This is a genomic window from Neobacillus vireti (assembly GCF_036962465.1).
Lineage (GTDB): Bacteria > Bacillota > Bacilli > Bacillales > Cytobacillaceae > Neobacillus > Neobacillus vireti_B.
Map to the genome: position 1 here is coordinate 1 of NZ_JBALNF010000046.1, position 18306 is coordinate 18306.

Annotated in this window: 19 protein-coding genes and 1 riboswitch; of the genes, 1 reads left to right on the top strand and 18 read right to left on the bottom strand. The window is 37.7% G+C overall.

Annotation, left to right across the window (positions count from 1 at the left end):
* Together V7077_RS19075 and V7077_RS19080 are read right to left on the bottom strand one after the other, a co-directional pair.
* Window positions 1–971, bottom strand: a 971-nt coding sequence (locus tag V7077_RS19075) for a RecQ family ATP-dependent DNA helicase (RefSeq protein WP_335504824.1), incomplete at its 3' end; no start/stop codon positions are given.
* A complete protein-coding gene (locus V7077_RS19080; RefSeq protein ID WP_335504826.1) occupies window positions 962–2005 on the bottom strand; it encodes a helix-turn-helix domain-containing protein in 1044 nt (347 codons plus the stop codon). The genes V7077_RS19080 and V7077_RS19075, both read right to left, overlap by 10 nt.
* Before the next feature lie 261 nt (window positions 2006–2266).
* On the opposite strand from V7077_RS19080, the gene V7077_RS19085 reads away from it, so the two are divergent.
* Window positions 2267–2515, top strand: a complete 249-nt coding sequence (locus V7077_RS19085) for a ferredoxin (protein WP_215043208.1) — start codon at window positions 2267–2269, stop codon at window positions 2513–2515.
* A gap of 107 nt (window positions 2516–2622) precedes the next feature.
* On the opposite strand, the gene V7077_RS19090 is transcribed toward V7077_RS19085, so the two are convergent.
* The 16 genes from V7077_RS19090 to V7077_RS19165 form a co-directional block, all read right to left on the bottom strand.
* Window positions 2623–3198 carry an ECF transporter S component gene (locus V7077_RS19090; RefSeq protein WP_335504828.1) on the bottom strand — a complete coding sequence of 192 codons (576 nt, stop codon included), beginning with the start codon at window positions 3196–3198 and terminating at the stop codon, window positions 2623–2625.
* A gap of 163 nt (window positions 3199–3361) precedes the next feature.
* Window positions 3362–3494, bottom strand: a riboswitch (FMN riboswitch).
* Between the two features lie 126 nt (window positions 3495–3620).
* The gene (locus V7077_RS19095; protein WP_335504830.1) at window positions 3621–4376 is read right to left on the bottom strand and encodes a peptidoglycan DD-metalloendopeptidase family protein; all 756 of its coding nucleotides are present in this window, start codon (window positions 4374–4376) and stop codon (window positions 3621–3623) included.
* 177 nt (window positions 4377–4553) lie between these two features.
* Window positions 4554–5732 (bottom strand): hypothetical protein, encoded by a 1179-nt coding sequence (locus V7077_RS19100; protein WP_335504833.1) that lies wholly within the window; start codon window positions 5730–5732, stop codon window positions 4554–4556.
* Window positions 5707–6258 carry an RNA polymerase sigma factor SigX gene (gene sigX / locus V7077_RS19105; RefSeq protein WP_335504835.1) on the bottom strand — a complete coding sequence of 184 codons (552 nt, stop codon included), beginning with the start codon at window positions 6256–6258 and terminating at the stop codon, window positions 5707–5709. The genes V7077_RS19100 and sigX overlap by 26 nt, the downstream gene beginning before the upstream one ends.
* Window positions 6259–6527: 269 nt before the next feature.
* The gene (locus V7077_RS19110) at window positions 6528–8309 is read right to left on the bottom strand and encodes an ATP-binding protein (protein WP_335504837.1); all 1782 of its coding nucleotides are present in this window, start codon (window positions 8307–8309) and stop codon (window positions 6528–6530) included.
* A complete protein-coding gene (locus V7077_RS19115; RefSeq protein ID WP_335504839.1) occupies window positions 8306–9022 on the bottom strand; it encodes a response regulator transcription factor in 717 nt (238 codons plus the stop codon). The genes V7077_RS19110 and V7077_RS19115 overlap by 4 nt, the downstream gene beginning before the upstream one ends.
* Window positions 9023–9205: 183 nt before the next feature.
* Window positions 9206–10390, bottom strand: a complete 1185-nt coding sequence (gene ccsB / locus V7077_RS19120; RefSeq protein WP_335504841.1) for a c-type cytochrome biogenesis protein CcsB — start codon at window positions 10388–10390, stop codon at window positions 9206–9208.
* Window positions 10391–12016: a cytochrome c biogenesis protein ResB gene (resB, locus tag V7077_RS19125; protein WP_335504843.1), complete on the bottom strand. Its 1626-nt coding sequence runs from the start codon at window positions 12014–12016 to the stop codon at window positions 10391–10393. It lies immediately after the preceding gene.
* Between the two features lie 23 nt (window positions 12017–12039).
* A complete protein-coding gene (gene resA, locus V7077_RS19130; protein ID WP_335504845.1) occupies window positions 12040–12564 on the bottom strand; it encodes a thiol-disulfide oxidoreductase ResA in 525 nt (174 codons plus the stop codon).
* A gap of 98 nt (window positions 12565–12662) precedes the next feature.
* Window positions 12663–13400: a 23S rRNA pseudouridine(2605) synthase RluB gene (gene rluB, locus V7077_RS19135; protein ID WP_335504847.1), complete on the bottom strand. Its 738-nt coding sequence runs from the start codon at window positions 13398–13400 to the stop codon at window positions 12663–12665.
* A 192-nt stretch (window positions 13401–13592) separates the two neighbouring features.
* On the bottom strand, window positions 13593–14129 hold the full coding sequence (locus V7077_RS19140; protein ID WP_335504875.1) for a spore maturation protein: 537 nt from the start codon (window positions 14127–14129) through the stop codon (window positions 13593–13595).
* A gap of 7 nt (window positions 14130–14136) precedes the next feature.
* Window positions 14137–14724, bottom strand: a complete 588-nt coding sequence (locus V7077_RS19145; protein ID WP_335504849.1) for a nucleoside recognition domain-containing protein — start codon at window positions 14722–14724, stop codon at window positions 14137–14139.
* On the bottom strand, window positions 14717–15862 hold the full coding sequence (locus tag V7077_RS19150; protein WP_335504851.1) for a D-alanyl-D-alanine carboxypeptidase family protein: 1146 nt from the start codon (window positions 15860–15862) through the stop codon (window positions 14717–14719). The genes V7077_RS19145 and V7077_RS19150 overlap by 8 nt, the downstream gene beginning before the upstream one ends.
* Window positions 15863–16297: 435 nt before the next feature.
* Window positions 16298–17188, bottom strand: coding sequence for a superoxide dismutase (locus V7077_RS19155; RefSeq protein WP_335504852.1), 891 nt, complete (start codon window positions 17186–17188; stop codon window positions 16298–16300).
* Between the two features lie 115 nt (window positions 17189–17303).
* The gene (locus V7077_RS19160; RefSeq protein WP_335504854.1) at window positions 17304–17792 is read right to left on the bottom strand and encodes a YpuI family protein; all 489 of its coding nucleotides are present in this window, start codon (window positions 17790–17792) and stop codon (window positions 17304–17306) included.
* 28 nt (window positions 17793–17820) lie between these two features.
* The gene (locus tag V7077_RS19165; RefSeq protein ID WP_335504856.1) at window positions 17821–18240 is read right to left on the bottom strand and encodes a hypothetical protein; all 420 of its coding nucleotides are present in this window, start codon (window positions 18238–18240) and stop codon (window positions 17821–17823) included.
* Window positions 18241–18306: the final 66 nt, after the last annotated feature.

Sequence of the window (18306 nt, forward strand, 5' to 3'; positions counted from 1 at the left end):
TCCCGCCCTGCCCTTCCAATCTCCTGAAGATACGACTCAATCTGCATCGGCATATGATAATGAATAATAAAACGAACATTTTCCTTATTGATTCCCATCCCAAAGGCACTTGTAGCACATACAACATCCAGTTGATTATGAATAAACTGCTGTTGAATCAATACTCGCGTTGTTGCATCCAATCCCCCGTGATAGGCCATTGCTTGGCAAATCCCTTTTTCCATTAAGAGAGCAGCCATTTGATCAGCAGCCTTTTTACTAGAAAAATATATAATTCCGGGTTTTTGGAGTTGTGATACAAGCTCGATGATTCGATGTTGCTTATCTTGATAATCAGTTAATTTTTCAAAATGGAAGGCTATATTAGGCCGGTCAATGGTTGATTCTACTTTAATGATTTCATCATTTTCAAGCCCGAGGGAATTTACAATATCTTCGCGCACCTTTTTGGTTGCAGTTGCTGTAAGTGCAAGGGTTAAAGGACAGCCTAATTTCTTGCGGATATCACCCAACTTTGAGTAGTCAGGCCGGAAATCAAATCCCCATTGTGAAATACAATGAGCTTCATCTACAACGAATAAGGAAATGGTAAGCCCCTGCAGAATCCTTATAACAAAAGGAACACTTAACATTTCGGGGGAAATAAAAATGAACTTATAATCTCTTAAATGACGAAGTGCCTTATTTCTCTCTGTCAAAGTAAGAAAAGAGTTCAACGCAACTACTCTTTTCTCTCCTAATCGCTTCATTTGCTCTACCTGATCCTGCATTAAAGATAATAAGGGCGAAATAACCAAGGTCTGCCCACTAAAAATATAGCTAGGTAATTGGTAACACAAGGATTTTCCTGTTCCTGTCGGGAGCATAGCTAATGTATGCTGACCAGAAAGTATGGAGGTTATAACGTCTTTTTGTCCTTTTTTAAAGGAAGAATAACCAAAGTGTTTTTTTAAAAGTATTTCTAATTCCATTTTTCATCACCATACTTCGCCAGTACTAACCTTATTTGAAGATAAGTCACAGCCTTCAATTCATCCTTTATCCGCTTTAATTGTCTCGTTCCTATGCATCGTGAAATTTCAAGAATCTTTGTTTGTAACTCCTTTTCTACATAAGGATCGATAGAGAAATTTGGGAGATGCAGAGCAAATTCAACGAGATGATCTTCTATTGTACTTAATTTTAAGTTTCTTAAATCAGCAATTTTTCCAGGCGGGTTTCCCTGCATTAAAAAACTCCAAGTTTTCCTTGCTGAAATAGTTAATTCATCATCCTTCTCTAAACCATTCAATAGAAAAGTTAGTATTTTAAAGCTACTGGAATCCTTAATATTTTGGATTAAATAATGCAATGTATTAATAAACTCAAGCTGGTAATCGTGAATGAGCATTTTTACCTTTCTTGCTGCTTGGAGAGCCGTCAATCCTATTTGCTGGAAGCCCGTTAATCTAAACACTAAAATAGCGGGGTCTAAATTCTTTGCCCCATTTAAGCAGTTAAGTATTTCCGAATATAAAATGCTGCCTAATTCATTCCTAGGTACCTTTATTTCTGTTAACGTCGATTTAAGCCAATTATGCACATCCTTATTTTTTTGAATTGGAATATATTTAGCTTCCTCATAAACGAGATTTGAAGTGACCTGAATTAGAAACGACAGTCTTTCCCAAAACAGCGTTGTATAGGAGTGAAAGTTCCAGCCATTTAAATAATGGTCCATTGACGTATTTTCTAAATGGTCTAATCCTGAAACAGTCAATTGGTACCTATATTCACCACAACCATCAATTAAGTTCTTTCTGAATAAATCTTCTGTGATCTGCTCGAAATCTTCTCTTGTTAACGTCTCATATACACCAAAAAATTCCTTCAAGGAGAATAAGTGGGCATCTTGAATGGTTTGAGATGACTTTTTTCCATTTAGTAGATGATAGATAGAATAAATAGTTCGTTCGTTATGGAGTTGTCTTAAACAATATAAAATAACGGTCTCTAATTGTAGCATCTTTTTCCACCACTTTTACCCATATATTCGACAAAAATCCTCATTTTTTCTTATTTTATTTTAACATGAATTTTGTATAACTGGTTGGGTAATAATGAAGAAGTTTCATCAATTTGGTCTCATTCAATCATTTCACTAATATCATTTTTCTATTGAAAAGTTGACCATACAGCTTTACAATAGGAATGAGTAATTCGTTTCCATAACTGTGCAGGAAACAGGGAAGCATATTATCTGTTATTTACTGGGAGGTTTTTTTTCATGGCAAAGTATACAATTGTTGACAAGGAAACTTGCATCGCATGTGGTGCATGTGGCGCAGCAGCACCAGATATTTACGATTATGATGATGAAGGCATTGCATTTGTAACTCTTGACGAAAATGAGGGAATTGTTGAAATTCCAGATGTATTAATCGATGACATGATGGATGCTTTTGAAGGCTGTCCAACAGATTCAATCAAAGTTGCTGACGAACCATTTGACGGTAACCCAACTAAATTCGAATAAAATCATCTTTAAGCTCTTTAAAACCACACCTCGTCTAATTTAGACGAGGTTTTTCTATTAGCGACACAACAAGAGCTGCCAGATGGCAGCTCTTGTTGTTGTGTTATTTATGCACCTTTTATGACTGAAGATTTATTAATCCATGCTTGCATTCTAATAAACAATAGCATGAAGATACCTGACATCATGACACCCTTAAGAATATTAAAAGGTAAGATTGCAGGAACGACCAGATTTCTCATATCTGGAAACCCCATGAGTAGTGTGTAGGCAGGAAGGATTACAAGATAATTTAAAATACTCATAACTACAGCCATAATAACTGTTCCGACTACTAACGCAATCGTCATACCCTTCTTTGTTTTGAGTTTATTATAAACAAATAATGTTGGAAGAACAAAAACAATCCCTGCAATAAAGTTTGATATATGGCCTACCGGAATCCCGGTTTGACTTCCAGTGGCAAGATAGTTAAGCACATTTTTGAAAAATTCTACTAAAATTCCCGCAAGCGGTCCAAAAATTAATGCAGCAATTAACGCTGGGATGTCGCTGAAATCGACAAATAGAAAATTGGGGAATATTGGCAGTGGAAAATTTAATAGCATTAATAAATAAGCTATACTGCTCAGCATTCCAATTGAAACATAAGCTTTTACATTTAATTTTTTTCTTTTTTCCATTTTTCCTCTCTCCTTTTTGATCCATCATGTTAGGAAGAGAGGTTCAGCATATAGACGACCCAGGTGACTAAAAAATCCCTCAAGAAGAATCACTTGAGGGATTTTACAAAGGCACGCTTAATAAACATTCAATGAATCAACATTTTTTGAATGTCTGCAGAACCTCCATCTTCTCCCATCCAGACTATACTGTCGGCTTTGGAATCGCACCAAATCCTGCCCCAAAAGGCTCGCGGGCTTAAGAGCATTGCTCTAATACCGCCGATCGGGAATTTCACCCTGCCCCGAAGATAGATCGATATTAAATTACGATTTTATTATACTAAAGAATATACATTTTGTTAAGAAAAAAATCTTAAATCCTTATTTTAAATCCTATAATCTAAAAAGAATCCGCAGGCTGAGGCTGCGGATTCTTTTATTTAGGGTACCTTTAGTATCTGTTTAGGTTTAATAAGATCTGATGTTAAATGATTTAGATTTTTAACTGCCGATACAGTGGTATTCTGTTTTTGGGCTATAGAGGATAAGGTGTCCCCTTCTTTGACAATATACTTGTCCAAAGCTTGAGAGCTGTTAGTGCTGTCATTCTGCTGTAAGCGCAGCAGTGAACTGGCTGCTAATACCGAATCACCAATACTTGCAATTCCTGCTTGTACTGATTCTCCAACATCCGCTTGACCTAATAGCTTTTCAGGGTCCAGGGCATATTTTTTATCATATCTCCATTCCAGTTGATGGGCTTCAAAATGGAGGTGTGTCCCAGTAGCTTGACCTGTCCTTCCCATCTTTCCAATAACATCGCCTTGTTTGAGCATTTGACCTTTGGCCACATTCCGTCTATTTAGATGTGCATATACCGTTACAAAATGACTTGGATGCTTAACAAATACTACATTTCCATATGTATTAGAATAATAAGACTTTTCAACAACGCCATCCTCAACGACGAGGATGGGTGTATCTATTCTTCCAGCAATATCAATTCCTTTATGTTTTCCCTGCCTTGTTCCATATGTATCTGAAATGATGCCGTCTGCCGGCCAAATCCAGTGGTCATTAATGACTTCAGCGTCTTGTGTCACTGCTGCTTCCGAATGTTTTCCTCCTAAAAATAATAAACTGACACAAAGCGCCATAATAATGGCAATTAAAAATCTCTTTATGTAGTCACGCATTCCTTTCTTTTCCTCCTTGTATATTGTACTCTCCTCCACACCATATGTTATATGGATTCTATTTAGAACAAATCAAATAGTAAGTTTTATGGGGAGCGTGAGCATATTTGTTATAATTTGGAGACTTACCGGATTTTATTCATAAAAAAAATCAACCACTAGGGTTGATCCGCAATTTTATGGTATATCCCGTAAATTAGGAGCAATTGGAACGTTAATTTCTTCTGTGAGATCAAATGGTCCAAGGTTTGATAAAGGGGAATTTTTAATCCTAACTTTTTCAATGCCAAACTCTTTGGCTGTTAAGAGCAAAGCCTCGAAAGATAAGAGTGATTCCTGATTATCCTGTAAACTGGAGTTAACAGCGAATGAAAGATACATCATTTTATTAGAAATTGATACATGATCTATTTGAGGGAAAGACTGCAAAGAACTTTTGAGCCCCCCTGATTGATCTGTTTTCATTGCTTCAAGAGCAGAGTTTATATTGTTATACGTTTCAATAGATGGTACTAAAAATGGTAATTTACTGTTCGCAGGGGAATAGAAGAAATAGGCATGATTATTCTGAGAAGCAACATCGATTTCTTCCTTCCTGCCGATATTTCCTAACTCGATACCGGGTAGACCATTTGTAGTAAACCTAATTTTTTTACAATTACTATTGGTTGATATATCCTTCTGTACTATATTAATAAAATTCGTTTCTGCAGTGGAGCCTTGACCGTATTGGTGATCTGAAGGAACATCCACAATTACTGTATTTCCATCTTTCTCGAGTTTCATAGTTGCATTTAGAGGATAGAAGTCTGATAATCCCCACTCTTCTTCCTGTAAATTGGCCATTAATGCGGTATAGTTAGTAATCCAGGATTGACCAGAACTGTGATTGGCAATGATTGAAACGGGTATGAGTATTTGAGCTTGTTCATCTGGTACCCAATAAGTAAAAACAGTTCCTTTGCCAACCTCATCTTCATAAATGGCTGTCTTAACATTTTCCGTTTTAAGCAAATTGGCCTGCTGGGTCTTAGTAGTTTCCGCTTCTTTAGATGAAGCATTCTCCTTTTTGAAGGCACTGCTGTCCTTTTGCGCTGCTGTATTACTACTTGACGTGGATTTTTCTTCTGCGCTTTCATGAGAAAAATGCATCCCCCCCATCAACTTAGGCATTAATAGTAGGAAAAGCAATAAGGCTGCTGTAGCAGCTAGGCCTGGTAACACCCATGGTCTAACCCTTTTTCTTTTAAGAGAAATATTGTGGTAAATGTCATGAGGATCGCGATGATCATGTATTCTGGGCATTTGTCTTAATAGTTCTTCAAGCTCTCTATCGCTCCACTCTGACTTTTTCACTGAATGATCCCTCCTTTTCATAGGACATTTCCATATGCTTTTTCAATACTTTTAAGGAGCGATGTTGAGTTGTTTTCACTTTACTTTCTGTCCAGCCTAGAACTTTAGCTGTTTCAGATATGGATAAGTCCTGTAAATATCGAAGAACGATGACAGACCTCTGATCAACTGTGCAAAATTCTAGACATCTGTATATCCCTTTTATCTCCTCATTTTGGATTGTAATCTCCTCTGGAATAGGGTATTCATCCTTTACCTGATTAGTTGACCAATCAAATTTTTCAAGTAATCGATCCTTCCACCCCTTTTGTTTACGGAAGTAATCAATTGCAACATTCCGAGCAATCGAAAAAAGCCATGTTTTCTCACTACTTTTTCCTTGAAAGCGGTCATATGCCTTGAATACCCGAATGTAAACTTCTTGGACAAGATCCTCTGCCTGCTCCTTATTTCTAACCATATAAAATAGAAATTGAAAAACATCATGATGATATTTGTGATAAAGCTCATCGAAAACGGAGTCCATCCATTCCCCTCCCCGTTCATTACTATTAGTCGATGTATTCATTTAAAAAGTTTCACTCATATAAATATAAACTTATTTTAAATAAAAAGGAATATATTAACAGAAATTCAAATCCTATAGGCACATGAAATATAATAAAAATAGCTCATCTTTTTGGATGAGCCAGTAGTTAATCTTAATAATTATTTAGCAACAGCCCCTAATCAAGGCACTTCCGCCTTTTATTGTTCCTTGTGAATCAAGAACAATCGGCAAATTGTTTGTAAATCTTACTTTTTTCGTGGCAAGAAGAAGGAAAAGGTCGTTCCCCTTCCAATCTTACTTCGAACAGAAATCGTCCCACGATGGGCATCAATGATATTCTTTGCAATGGCAAGTCCTAAACCGGTACCAGCCCTGCCCCTTGTCCGAGCCTTGTCTGCTTTATAAAAACGTTCAAAAACAAACGGCAAATCCTCTTCTGGAATACCCGAGCCAGAATCCTTTACTTCCATTCTAACTCCTTTGTCTTCTAAAACAACGGACACTTTTACCTGCCCGCCTTTTGGTGTATGTCTCATCGCATTATCGATTAAATTTGTCAGCACTTGCTCAATTCGGTCAGGGTCAAATAGAACCGGTGAAACATCATTTTCTACTTCCGAATACAATTGGATTTCATTCTCTTTGGCTAGACCTTGGAACTTATAAATAATCCGGTTAATAAATGCGGACAAATCTACGTCTTCCACAGAGAGATGGATATGTCCAGCCTCCATACGAGCTAAATCCAACAGTTCATTAACAAGTCGTCCCATACGCAAGGATTCATCGTAAATAACTCTTGCCATTTCTTTTTTCTCTTCTTGCGTTTCAGCAATATCATCAACAATTGCTTCACTATAGCCCTGCAGCATGGAAATAGGCGTTCTCAGTTCATGTGAGACATTGGCAATAAAATCTTTCCGCATCTTTTCCAGCTGTCTTTCTTCCGTCATATCCCTAAGTACGGCTACTGCCCCTCGAATAAATCGATTACTGTAAAGAGGACTAACTAAAATCACCCAGTGATGTCCTTGCAGAGATAGTTCACCAATTTGCTCCTTTTCTGTTTCCAAAGACTTCTGGAAAAGGTCCATAACTTGAGATGGAATGGCTTCAGCATCATTTGTAACTCCGCCTTTTTCGTAATACCAATATTGCAAAAAACGATCCGCAGGAGGATTGGTATTCAATATCGTCCCATCACGGTTAAAGGTGATTACCCCGTCAGCCATACTACTTAGAATACTTGCGAGCTGCTCTTTTTCTTGGCTTAATGCATTCATATTAAACTTTAATTGTCTTCCCATTTGATTAAATGCTGTTGCCAATTCCCCGATTTCATCATGTGTTAAAATCGGGACTTTTGTATCGAATTTTCCTCTTGCCACTTCAAACGCAGCTTCTCTCATTTTTCTAAGCGGAGCTGTAATTCTGGTTGACAGGAAAAACGCAAAGATCGTGGTTAAAATAATGGCTACACCTGCAACAAGCAAAATGTATTTCGTTGTTTCATTGGATGTTTCCTTCATTACTTCAAGTGATTGATAAATGAAGACAGCTCCATTTGGTTCACCAGGGAGCTGCAAAGGAACACCAATGATGGAAAAACTCGAATCCTGATTGTTGTTTTTTGACGATAAATTAGAAACCTTATCAACAGATTTTTTGTGATGATACACAGCAAAAAAGTCTGGATCCTGTTTGATATCATTAAAGGATAGCCTGATATCCTTCTCCGTATTTGGAGAATAATAGACTTCATGATCATTTTTAACAATTACTACTTTTGTCACATCATCAATAATCTCCCAAGAAATTTCTAGACCCAGCGGAAATTTGTCATTGGGATGTGCTTCCAATACATCGGCAATCTTTTCAGCTGTATTGGTTAAATCATTCTTTGTTTCAAGAATGTTATGGTTTTGAAAAAGTTCAAGGAGCATCACTGTTAGGATGAAAAGTACAAATGAAACTAAAAAAATAATGGTAAACCAAAGTTTACCTACTACACTTCGCAAAAAGGTCATTCATTAATTACCTCAAATTTATAACCCACACCCCATACAGTAACAATCATTCTTGCAGCCTGCTCTGAAACCTTATTTAATTTTTCACGAAGTCGTTTTACATGGGTATCTACAGTTCGTAAATCCCCAAAGAATTCATAATGCCAGACTTCTTTTAATAATTGCTCACGATCAAACACTTTGTCTGGCGCTTTAGCCAAGAAATATAGCAATTCGTATTCTTTGGGAGTTAAACTGACCTCTTTACCATCAGCCGTTACCCGGTGTGCATCATTATCTATGGTTAAATGTGGGAAAACTATTACATCTTTTGTCGTTGTTTCTGTTTGTAAATAGCTTGTTTGAGATGAGCGTCTTAACAATGCCTTTACACGTAAAACCACTTCCCTAGGGCTGAATGGTTTAACAATATAATCATCTGTCCCAACTTCAAAGCCTTGAACCCGGTTGATTTCCTCGCCTTTTGCAGTCAACATAATAACAGGAGTTGCCTTTTTTTCTCTGAGCTCACGGCAGACTTCAATTCCATCTTTACCAGGCATCATTAAATCAAGCAAAATAACATCGTAATCATTAGCAAAAGCTTTTGACAAAGCCTCATTTCCATCTTCCGCTTCGTCAATTATATATTCTTCACGCTCTAAATACATTTTTAATAAACGGCGAATTCTTTCCTCATCATCTACTACTAGTATCTTTACGTCTCTTTCCATTATTAATCCCCCCATGGAGTTTATTTTACAAAATGGAACTAAATTTTGCTACATTTTCAAGGTAATTACTCTTATAAAGTGTGTCAATAATTTGACAATACCATTTTCCTATTAAAATTTATTGATTTTATAAAAGCCTTCACTAATTCAAGTGAAGGCTTATTTGGTTATGCGGCACTTTTCTTAACCAGCGTAAGAATGCAGTCCTGCAATAACAAGATTAACTGCAACCAAATTAAACATAATAATGACAAAGCCAATTACCGCAAGCCATGCTGATTTTTCTCCGTGCCATCCTTTGGATAGGCGAAGATGTAAAAATGCTGCATAAAAAAGCCAAGTGATTAAAGCCCACACTTCCTTTGGATCCCAGCCCCAAAATCTAGACCAGGCCATCTGCGCCCATATCATCGCAAAAATAAGGGCACCCAGTGTGAAAACAGGAAAACCGATTAATACGGAGCGATAACTAATTTCATCGACGAAGTCCAGTTTAATATTCTTCACAAATGGTTTAAGGGCAGCGGCAATCCGTTTGCGTAACAAAGTGCGGATTAATCCATATAAAATTAACCCTCCAATTAAAGACCAAATCACTGTATTTAACTTTTTCGCGTTAATGAAAGCTGGTACTTCAACTAATGGTTTAAAAGCATTTTTGGTTAATAATTCTCCATCATGAGGACCAGTTATAGCAGGCATCGTATACGTCACAGCCACCTGATTATCATGTTTATCTATCCAATTAAATTTTTCATGATAGCTCGTAGCTGAAAAGACCGATGAAACCGCCACAAAGCCAAGGACCGTGACAAGGGAAAACATCACAATCTCAAGCCAAAAAGTTTGTTTATTTGACTTTGTTTGATCAATTGCCTTTACCAGATAGATTAATCCGGCAGCAAAGCTAATCGCAAGAATGGCCTCTCCCATTGCTGCAGTTGTCACATGAATATGGAGCCAATAACTTTGTAAAGCCGGTATTAAAGGTGTAATCTCTCGTGGAAACATACTTGCATAGGCGATGACCAAGATTGCGACAGGCATGGTAAAAAGTCCAAGTAAGGTGGTTCTGTAGATATAATAAATAACAATAAATGCACCAACAAGAGCCATTCCGAAAAAAGTGGTAAACTCAAACATATTACTAACTGGAGCATGACCTGCTGCAATCCATCTAGTGATAAAATAACCGAGTTGAGAAATGAAACCCACAATTGTTAAGGAAACAGCAATTTTCCCCCATGTGTTTGTTTCTGCTTTTTCACCCGAGCTATTCTTCGATTTAATTGATCCTCCATAAAATAATGTTGCAATTAAATAAAGAATAAAGGCAATAAATAATAAATTACTACTTAATGTTGCCAACTAGTCTCCCTCCTTATCCAAATTATCTTTTTGTTGTTGATCTTCTGGGATGTCAAGTTTAGTATCTTTTAATACAGCCTCAATTTCCCGCTTTAAGCCGTACCAATTTTTATTGGTATGGGCCGCAATCCATACTTGTCCGTTTTTATTTTGAACCCATATCCGGCGGTGGTTCCAATATGCCCCTTGCATAACACCGATCATAAAGATAATCCCGCCTAAAATAATCACCCATAACGATGAGTCCTTTCGAACGGTGAATCCTGAAACATTTTTGGTTTCAATTCCTTGAAACGCCATCTTGTAAGTATTTTCTCCCAATGGCTCAAGCGTTTGTTTAATAGCTACAAAACTTGTTTCAGGTTTAGATTTATCCGGTGTAACCATCTGAAACACGAAGGCAGGATTATTAGGGAGCCTTGATTTAGTTGATGGCTCGTTATTTTTATCAAATTCGAAATCCGGAAAATAATTAATGATTTTTACAGAATAACCGTTACCTAAATCATAATTAGCTTTTGGGTCCTCAAGATCAATATTCACTTCTCCAAAAGTCTGACCTGTCTTTTTATTAGCCAGCACAAACGACATTGTCTTTAACTCACTACGATAGGATGACTGAAAGACAGAATAGCCATTAAAATCTAATGGGTGATTGACTCTAACTTTATATTCCTTAAGCTTTTTAAGTTCCGGTTGCTCCCCTGGAAGATTTTTGCTGACACGTTCATATAAAACAACATTAGATTGGTAATTTTTAACCACTTGGCCAGCTTGCTCGATTGCCTTTTCAAATGTTTTATCCTTGTTTTTATCATAATGCTGCAGGATAAATTGATTGTTTTTCAGATAGTATTTTTCACCTGTTTCAGGGACGACTGCTGTTTCTCCTTCCTTTACCCATAGATTTTCATTTACATAAAATCCCGGAATAAATCGGAGCATGGCACCTAATAGGAAAATAATCAAGCCTATATGGTTTATATATGGGCCCCAGCGAGAAAAACGGCCTTTTTCCGCTAACAGGTCGCCATTTTCCTCCCGAACCTGATAGTGTTTTTCTTTTAAATGACTTTTGATAATAGTGAAATCCTGATCGTCGGCGTGCTCTGTTACCCCAAAAATCCGCTGACGTTTTAAAAAGCCATCATGTCTTGTAACCCTTTGGGCTTTTAGGGCTTTATAGAGCGGTACAACTCTGTCAAGACTGCAAATAACCAAAGAAATACCAATCATAGCAATTAATAATAAATACCACCAAGAACCATATAAATCGTGCAAACCTAATTGGTAATATAACTTTCCGAACCAGCCATATTCCTGCTCATAATACACTTCCGGAGGAAGATTAATATACATTTTTTGCGGAAGGATGGTTCCAAGTGTGGATGCAAGTAACGTAATCACAATCAGCCAAATCCCCACCTTGACTGATGAAAAAAAGTTCCAAATTTTATCTATAATTGTCTTGTTGTATGTTTGTGAACGGCGTGCACTTCCTTCATAGCGCATGTCAAGAAGTTCTTTACTATTTTTCTCTTGCTCATCCAGCACTTTTCCACAGGCCTCACACAACACGGTTCCATGCGGATTCACATGACCGCATTCACATTTAACATCGTTCATTGTAAAAACTCCCTCAGGTCCCCTTAAGGTTTTATTTGCTCCATAAATTCCTTTACCTTGTTTTCAGTTAGTTCGCCTGTATAATATCTGACTACCTTCCCGTTCTTGTCGACTAAGAATGTAGCCGGTAAAAGATCAATCCCGTATACATTCATTACTTCCTTTTCAGTGTCAATCATGATGGGAAAGTCCAACCCAAGGCGTTCGGCAAATTGGTTTACAGCAAGCTTTGGTTCCTGAATATCTACACTCAAAACCTGAACACCTTTGTCCTTATATTGCAGGTACTGATTATTGATATAAGGCATTTCTTTCTTACATGGAGGACACCATGTTCCCCAAAAGTTTAAAAATACCCCTTGCCCACGATATTCGGAAAGCCGATGTTTATTCCCTTGCATATCAATTAAAGCAAAATCTGGAGCTGTGTCCCCAACCGCAACTTTTTGTTTCGTATCTTTGGTAAGATTAGCATAAAGTGAATAGGCAACGGCAGCACCTAAGACAACTAATATAAGCGTTCTAATGACTAATCGCCGTCTTTTCATACATTCCCCTCCAGTAAATCCCCTAACACATTCGTCTAAGATTATAGCACTTTACAACAAATTCATAGTGTTAACTCAAGAAACCAAATGTGACGATTTTATGAATTTTTCTTCGATTGATCCATGGCAAGGGACCTCAATTGTTTCACCTCATGTGGAGTCAATTCTCTTGCTTCCCCTGCTTTTAAGCCGCCCAGTGTTAAAAATCCATAACGTTCTCTTTTTAATTTGAGCACTTCATTACCGATTGCCTCAAACATTCTTCTAACCTGACGGTTCCTGCCTTCATGGATGGCAATTTCAATGATCGCCGTTTGCTTCTTATTATCAGCAGAAAGAAGCTTCACTTTAGCAGGTGCTGTTTTACCATCCTCAAGACGTATTCCTCTTTCTAATTTTCTTAGATTTTCTCTTAAGGGTATGCCTTTCGTCTTAGCCACATAAACTTTGTCGATTTCGTTTTTAGGGTGCATTAATAAATTAGCGAATTCACCGTCATTGGTTAAGATTAATAATCCCGAAGTATCATAATCCAGCCGGCCGACCGGAAAAATTCTTTCTTTAAAATGAGAAAAATAATCGGTAACTACCTTCCTCCCTTTGTCATCGCTTACACTTGAAATCACACCTCTTGGCTTATATAGCAGAAAATAAACAGGCTCTTCCTTCTCAATCTGTACTTCATTAACCTCAACTCGATCAGAAGGCGATACCTTCAGTCCTAATTCTGTTACTACTTTACCATTTACTTTAACTTTGCCTTCTTTAATGAGTTCCTCGGACTTTCTCCTAGAGGCAATTCCTGCTCGAGCGATAACCTTTTGCAATCTTTCCATTATTTCACCTCAAAAATTCTATTTGTTGCATTCATTGTTAGTAGTAAAGAGATTTATTTCTACTGATTCACGAAAAAAAATCACTATTCTATCCTAATGAATTATGACACAAATTCTCCACTTTTCAAAGTAACGGGTATTAATTACACAAAAAAAGCATGTTCTAATCAGAACATACCAAGGATACTTTTATTAGGTTGTACCAAAAATGAGGGCGACTACTAAAATTGATACAATAATCCCGACGACATCTGCAAGTAAGCCCACCTTTAATGCATCTCCCATTTTCTTAATTCCAACTGCCCCAAAGTAAACGGTTAATACATAGAAGGTAGTATCTGTACTTCCTTGAAGGACAGATGCAAGCCGTCCAATAAATGAATCAGGACCATAAACTGCAATCAAATCACTTGTCATTCCTAATGCAGCCGTCCCAGAAATGGGTCTTATAATGAGTAATGGCACAATCTCAGCTGGTACCCCCATTGTTTTCATAAAAGGTCTCAACCAATTCATTAACGCGTCCAATGCACCGGATGCACGGAAAATGGATATGGCGACAAGCATCCCCACCAAGAAAGGAATGATCGACACGGCAATTTTAATTCCTTCTTTTCCACCCTCAACAAAGCTTTCATAGGTCGGTACCCGCTTATACGTTCCATATAATAATATAGTTCCTATCAGTAAAGGAATAAACGTTAGCGAAATATACGAAATGAATTCCATTACTTCATCATCCTTTTCGACTTCTGCGATAATAAAAATAGCGGTCAATCAATATAGCACCTATTGCTGAGAGAATGGTTGCGATAATGGTTGGAACCACAATTTCTGTAGGGGATCCGGAATGATAGTTTATTCTTATCGCAATTACTGTTGTCGGAATGATCGTAATACTAGCAGTATTAATGGCCAAAAAGGTCACCATACTTCTAGAGGCTTCAGGTTTCCCTCCATTTAATCTTTTCAGCTCTTCCATTGCCTTTATTCCAAGAGGTGTTGCCGCATTTCCTAAACCAAACATGTTTGAAATCATATTAGATAGGATATAGCCCATTGCAGGATGATTGGCAGGCACTTCAGGGAATATTCTTTTTACAACCGGTCTGAAGAGTTTCGTAAGTTTCTGAAGTAGTCCTGACTCTTCGGCGATACGCATCATACCGAGCCAGAAAACAAGTACGCTGATTAACCCGATACATAAAGTAACAGCTTCTTTTGCTCCATCAAAAACAGCTTTATTGACTGCTTCCATAGTACCGTTTATAAGTGCAAAGACAATACCAATAATGGTCATAGCAACCCATATATAGTTAACCATTGACGTTCACACCAATCACTGATAGAAACATTTCTTTTATAGTGTTAAGCAATCCCTTCTTCTCTTTTTTGTGAATTTTTTCGAAGTAGATCGGAGCTTCTTCCACCACTCGGCCATTCAAATAAACTTCGGCCTTTCCCACGATGGCCTCGCTGTGGGAGGAAATCAAGTTTTTTCGAGGTTTTTCCACTTTATATTTAATGGAAAATTGGTCCATCTCCTTACTCGTTACTGGGTATACAATCGACTTTTTGAGATATAAATGACCTTTATAAAGTTTATTTTTGGAAATATCCACCTTTCCCTTGGTTAACACTTCCGCCATATCAAAACTTTTAAATCCGTTTTCGTACATAGAAATATGGTCATTCCAGTCGTCCGGACCGTTTAGGGTTACAGCAATTAAGTTCATATCACCTTTCGTTGCGGTTGTCACCAATGTTCGCTTTGCCCGTTTTGTGTATCCTGTTTTTCCACCAGTAGCAAATTTATATTTGGTTAGGAGGCGATTTTTGTTCTTCCATACACGATCCCAATCTTCTGTGGGATTAGGAGCACGGTAGACCTTTGTGCCAGATATTTTTTGAAATGTTTTATTTTGCATGGCATACCGCATTAGGATTGCCATATCATAAGCTGTTGAATAATGATTTTCATGATCATCTAGTCCATGTGGATTTGCAAAATGGGTATCATACATCCCTATTTCCCTTGCCTTCTGATTCATTAAATAGGCAAAGCCGTCTACACTGCCGCCAACATATTCGGCAATGGCCACAGCCGTGTCGTTTCCCGACCTCAGCATTAAACCGTAAACAAGGTCATTAAGTTTAATCTTTTCTCCAGGCTTTAAATAAACAGAAGAACCTTCCGCTCTTGTTGCCTGTTCACTCACCTTTACATACTGGTTCATTTTCCCCGATTCAATCGCAAGGATAGCCGTCATGATTTTTGTTATACTTGCGATTCTACGCTTTGTATGTGCATCCTTTTCAAACAAGATCCGCCCAGATTTTTGTTCAATCAACACGGCACTCGCAGCACTTACACCTTTGGAAGCATCAGCTTTATGAGGAATGTTTACGATCAAGAGTGAGATCATGAGGGTTATAATAACTAGCTTTGAAATCAGTCTCATCAGATTAACCTCGTCTCCTTTATATCTGTTAACTTGTCCAGCTTAAGAGCCTGAATCAAGACGCCTCTGCTTTTCTACTTATCTAGCTCAGCGCCTCCGCTTTTCTTATTGTCTAGCTCCGGCGCCTAGGGGCTCGGGGTCATAAGCCAATCCGTCAAGAAGGCTAAAGTACAGCCTTCTCGCCGGCTCGTCTTATGCCTGTCGTCCCTGGGCAAGGCACCTCCGCTTTTCTTATTGTCTAGCTGCAGCGCCTAGCCCCTCGAGGTCATAAGCCACTCAGGGAATGAAGGCAAAGGACGCCTTCTTTCCCTGAGCGTCTTATGCTTGTCGGGCCTGTTCAAGGCGCCTCCGCTTTTCTTATTTATACAAGTTTATGCTGGACGAGTTTGGTTATGACACTAAATAAGCAAAACTCGCCGATGAGCGAGTTTTCAATTAAAATGCCGGCCATTTTATGTCGGCTGCTTTCTCAAATCTCATTTCAACATCATGCCAATTTACTAGATTCCACCACTTGTCAACATATTCACTGCGATTGTTCAGGTATTGCAGATAGTAGGCATGCTCCCAAACATCCAAAACAAGTAAGGGAATTGTATCCCATTGTGTAAGGAGATTATGACGTTCAGATTGAAGCACCTCCAAATGCCTTGCTCTCGGACTCCAAACCAGTATAGCCCACCCAGCACCCTCTACTTGCTTGGCAGCCTCGGAAAATTGACGCTTGAAGGCATTAAGACTTCCGAAATAATGGTCTATTTCTCCTTTTAGTAAGCCTTGTGGATCGCCCCCTCCATTTGGACTCATGTTATTCCAAAAAATTGTATGCAAATAATGACCTGACCCGTGAAACGAAAGCTCTCGTGACCAATGCTTAACCAACGAAAAGTCATTGGTTTCCCTAGCTTTCTTCAAATTAACCTCAGCACGGTTTAATCCATCCACATAGGAACGGTGATGTTTATCATGATGCAGCTTCATGATTTCCCCATTAACAAACGGTTCTAAGGCGTTATAATCGTACGGAAGGTCCGGTAATGTATGTCCACCAGGTGGAAGGGCTTTTTCTATCACCCAAATCTTCCCTACTTCCTGTTTATTCCTGAAGTAATATTCCATTTGCTGATGAATATTTTCTGCCTTTGCTTGGAGACTAATTAACTCCTCGTTAGATAGTTCTCGATTTGTACTTTCAATTAATTCCGTAAATTCATCTAATTTATCCCATAATTCCGCATCTTGACGGACCTGCTCAGATTGAAGAAATTGTTTCATTTGTTCATTCCAAACAAATAAATCATTAATATATTGGCTAAAACGTCCCATCAAATTCCCTCATTTCAGCATATAAGTAATCCTTAAATGGTATGAGGAGCCACACTTAATAAGAACGAAAAAAGACTGTTCACAGGGGAACAGTCTTTAGGGGTAATAATTTTTTTTATTTTGATTGAATCATTTTTGTTCGATAATCTGTTTCATAGTATTCAAGTTCTTCCCGTATTCTTTGGAAATCACCTTCTAAGCTCTTGATAAGCGCTGATATTTTTTCAGCTACATTGCGATAAAATTTAATCGAGTTCCGGCCTGTATAGGCCGAGCGGCTATTTTCATACCATGCATCATTTTTAGGTGAGAAAAATTCTTCAATACATTGATGATAAATCTTATATAGTGTTTTCTCAGCCGCAGCTTTTTGAAAAGGCTCGCTTTGCAAGATAACAGAGCACGCTTCTAACCCCTCTTCACTATAAACAACCAACTTTCGCATGTTTGCCAAGATTAATTTAACGTAAACTCGGTCTTCTTCGTTTTCAACATTTAATTGCGAAATGGTGGTTTCATTTAAAAAATCTTCAAGCGTGGAGATTGATTTTGTTAAGAATTCCTTTACATCATTAAGTTGTGTTTTAACCAAAGTATTTCCCATAATTACCCTCCTAAATTAGCTGTGCTTATTAATGTGATTGCAAAATGAACTCAAGTGGAGAACTGAGCTCAAACTCTTTGTTTTGCTGAATACCAAGAAATATTTCAGGTAATTTATCAAAATTTATATCTTGAAAATAGGAAGCAAATTCGTGCTTAGAATTAATATATAATCTTTTTCGACTGCGAAGTCCTGGATTTTTTAAGAGACAAACAAGCGCAACTATATCCTTAAAATAAACTTCATTGCTTCCTTGATTTATAATAGGGTCTTGCTTGTACGGAGTAAACTCTTGAAAGAGCTCATCAAAATACCTTACGTATAAAACATGAAGCGTTTTTTCCTGTCCATCTTCGAAAAACGTAACTTCACTTCTGTTAAAAAAGTCCTCTGAAGTATTTGATTTTTCTTTCTCCAATTCATACCCTTTACACTCTTTGATTAGCAATGTACTCCCTCTCCTTATCAACTGGCTGCACAATAAATAAAAAAGAAACATCTTTTAAATATATAT

Excerpts from the sequence above, each read along its gene's own strand:
- V7077_RS19080 (WP_335504826.1), bottom strand. The coding sequence starts at position 2,005 with ATGCTACAATTAGAGACCGTTATTTTATATTGTTTAAGACAACTCCAT.
- V7077_RS19085 (WP_215043208.1), top strand. The coding sequence starts at position 2,267 with ATGGCAAAGTATACAATTGTTGACAAGGAAACTTGCATCGCATGTGGT.
- V7077_RS19090 (WP_335504828.1), bottom strand. The coding sequence starts at position 3,198 with ATGGAAAAAAGAAAAAAATTAAATGTAAAAGCTTATGTTTCAATTGGA.
- V7077_RS19095 (WP_335504830.1), bottom strand. The coding sequence starts at position 4,376 with ATGCGTGACTACATAAAGAGATTTTTAATTGCCATTATTATGGCGCTT.
- sigX (WP_335504835.1), bottom strand. The coding sequence starts at position 6,258 with ATGGACTCCGTTTTCGATGAGCTTTATCACAAATATCATCATGATGTT.
- V7077_RS19110 (WP_335504837.1), bottom strand. The coding sequence starts at position 8,309 with ATGACCTTTTTGCGAAGTGTAGTAGGTAAACTTTGGTTTACCATTATT.
- V7077_RS19115 (WP_335504839.1), bottom strand. The coding sequence starts at position 9,022 with ATGGAAAGAGACGTAAAGATACTAGTAGTAGATGATGAGGAAAGAATT.
- resB (WP_335504843.1), bottom strand. The coding sequence starts at position 12,016 with ATGAACGATGTTAAATGTGAATGCGGTCATGTGAATCCGCATGGAACC.
- resA (WP_335504845.1), bottom strand. The coding sequence starts at position 12,564 with ATGAAAAGACGGCGATTAGTCATTAGAACGCTTATATTAGTTGTCTTA.
- rluB (WP_335504847.1), bottom strand. The coding sequence starts at position 13,400 with ATGGAAAGATTGCAAAAGGTTATCGCTCGAGCAGGAATTGCCTCTAGG.
- V7077_RS19140 (WP_335504875.1), bottom strand. The coding sequence starts at position 14,129 with ATGGAATTCATTTCGTATATTTCGCTAACGTTTATTCCTTTACTGATA.
- V7077_RS19145 (WP_335504849.1), bottom strand. The coding sequence starts at position 14,724 with ATGGTTAACTATATATGGGTTGCTATGACCATTATTGGTATTGTCTTT.
- V7077_RS19150 (WP_335504851.1), bottom strand. The coding sequence starts at position 15,862 with ATGAGACTGATTTCAAAGCTAGTTATTATAACCCTCATGATCTCACTC.
- V7077_RS19155 (WP_335504852.1), bottom strand. The coding sequence starts at position 17,188 with ATGGGACGTTTTAGCCAATATATTAATGATTTATTTGTTTGGAATGAA.
- V7077_RS19160 (WP_335504854.1), bottom strand. The coding sequence starts at position 17,792 with ATGGGAAATACTTTGGTTAAAACACAACTTAATGATGTAAAGGAATTC.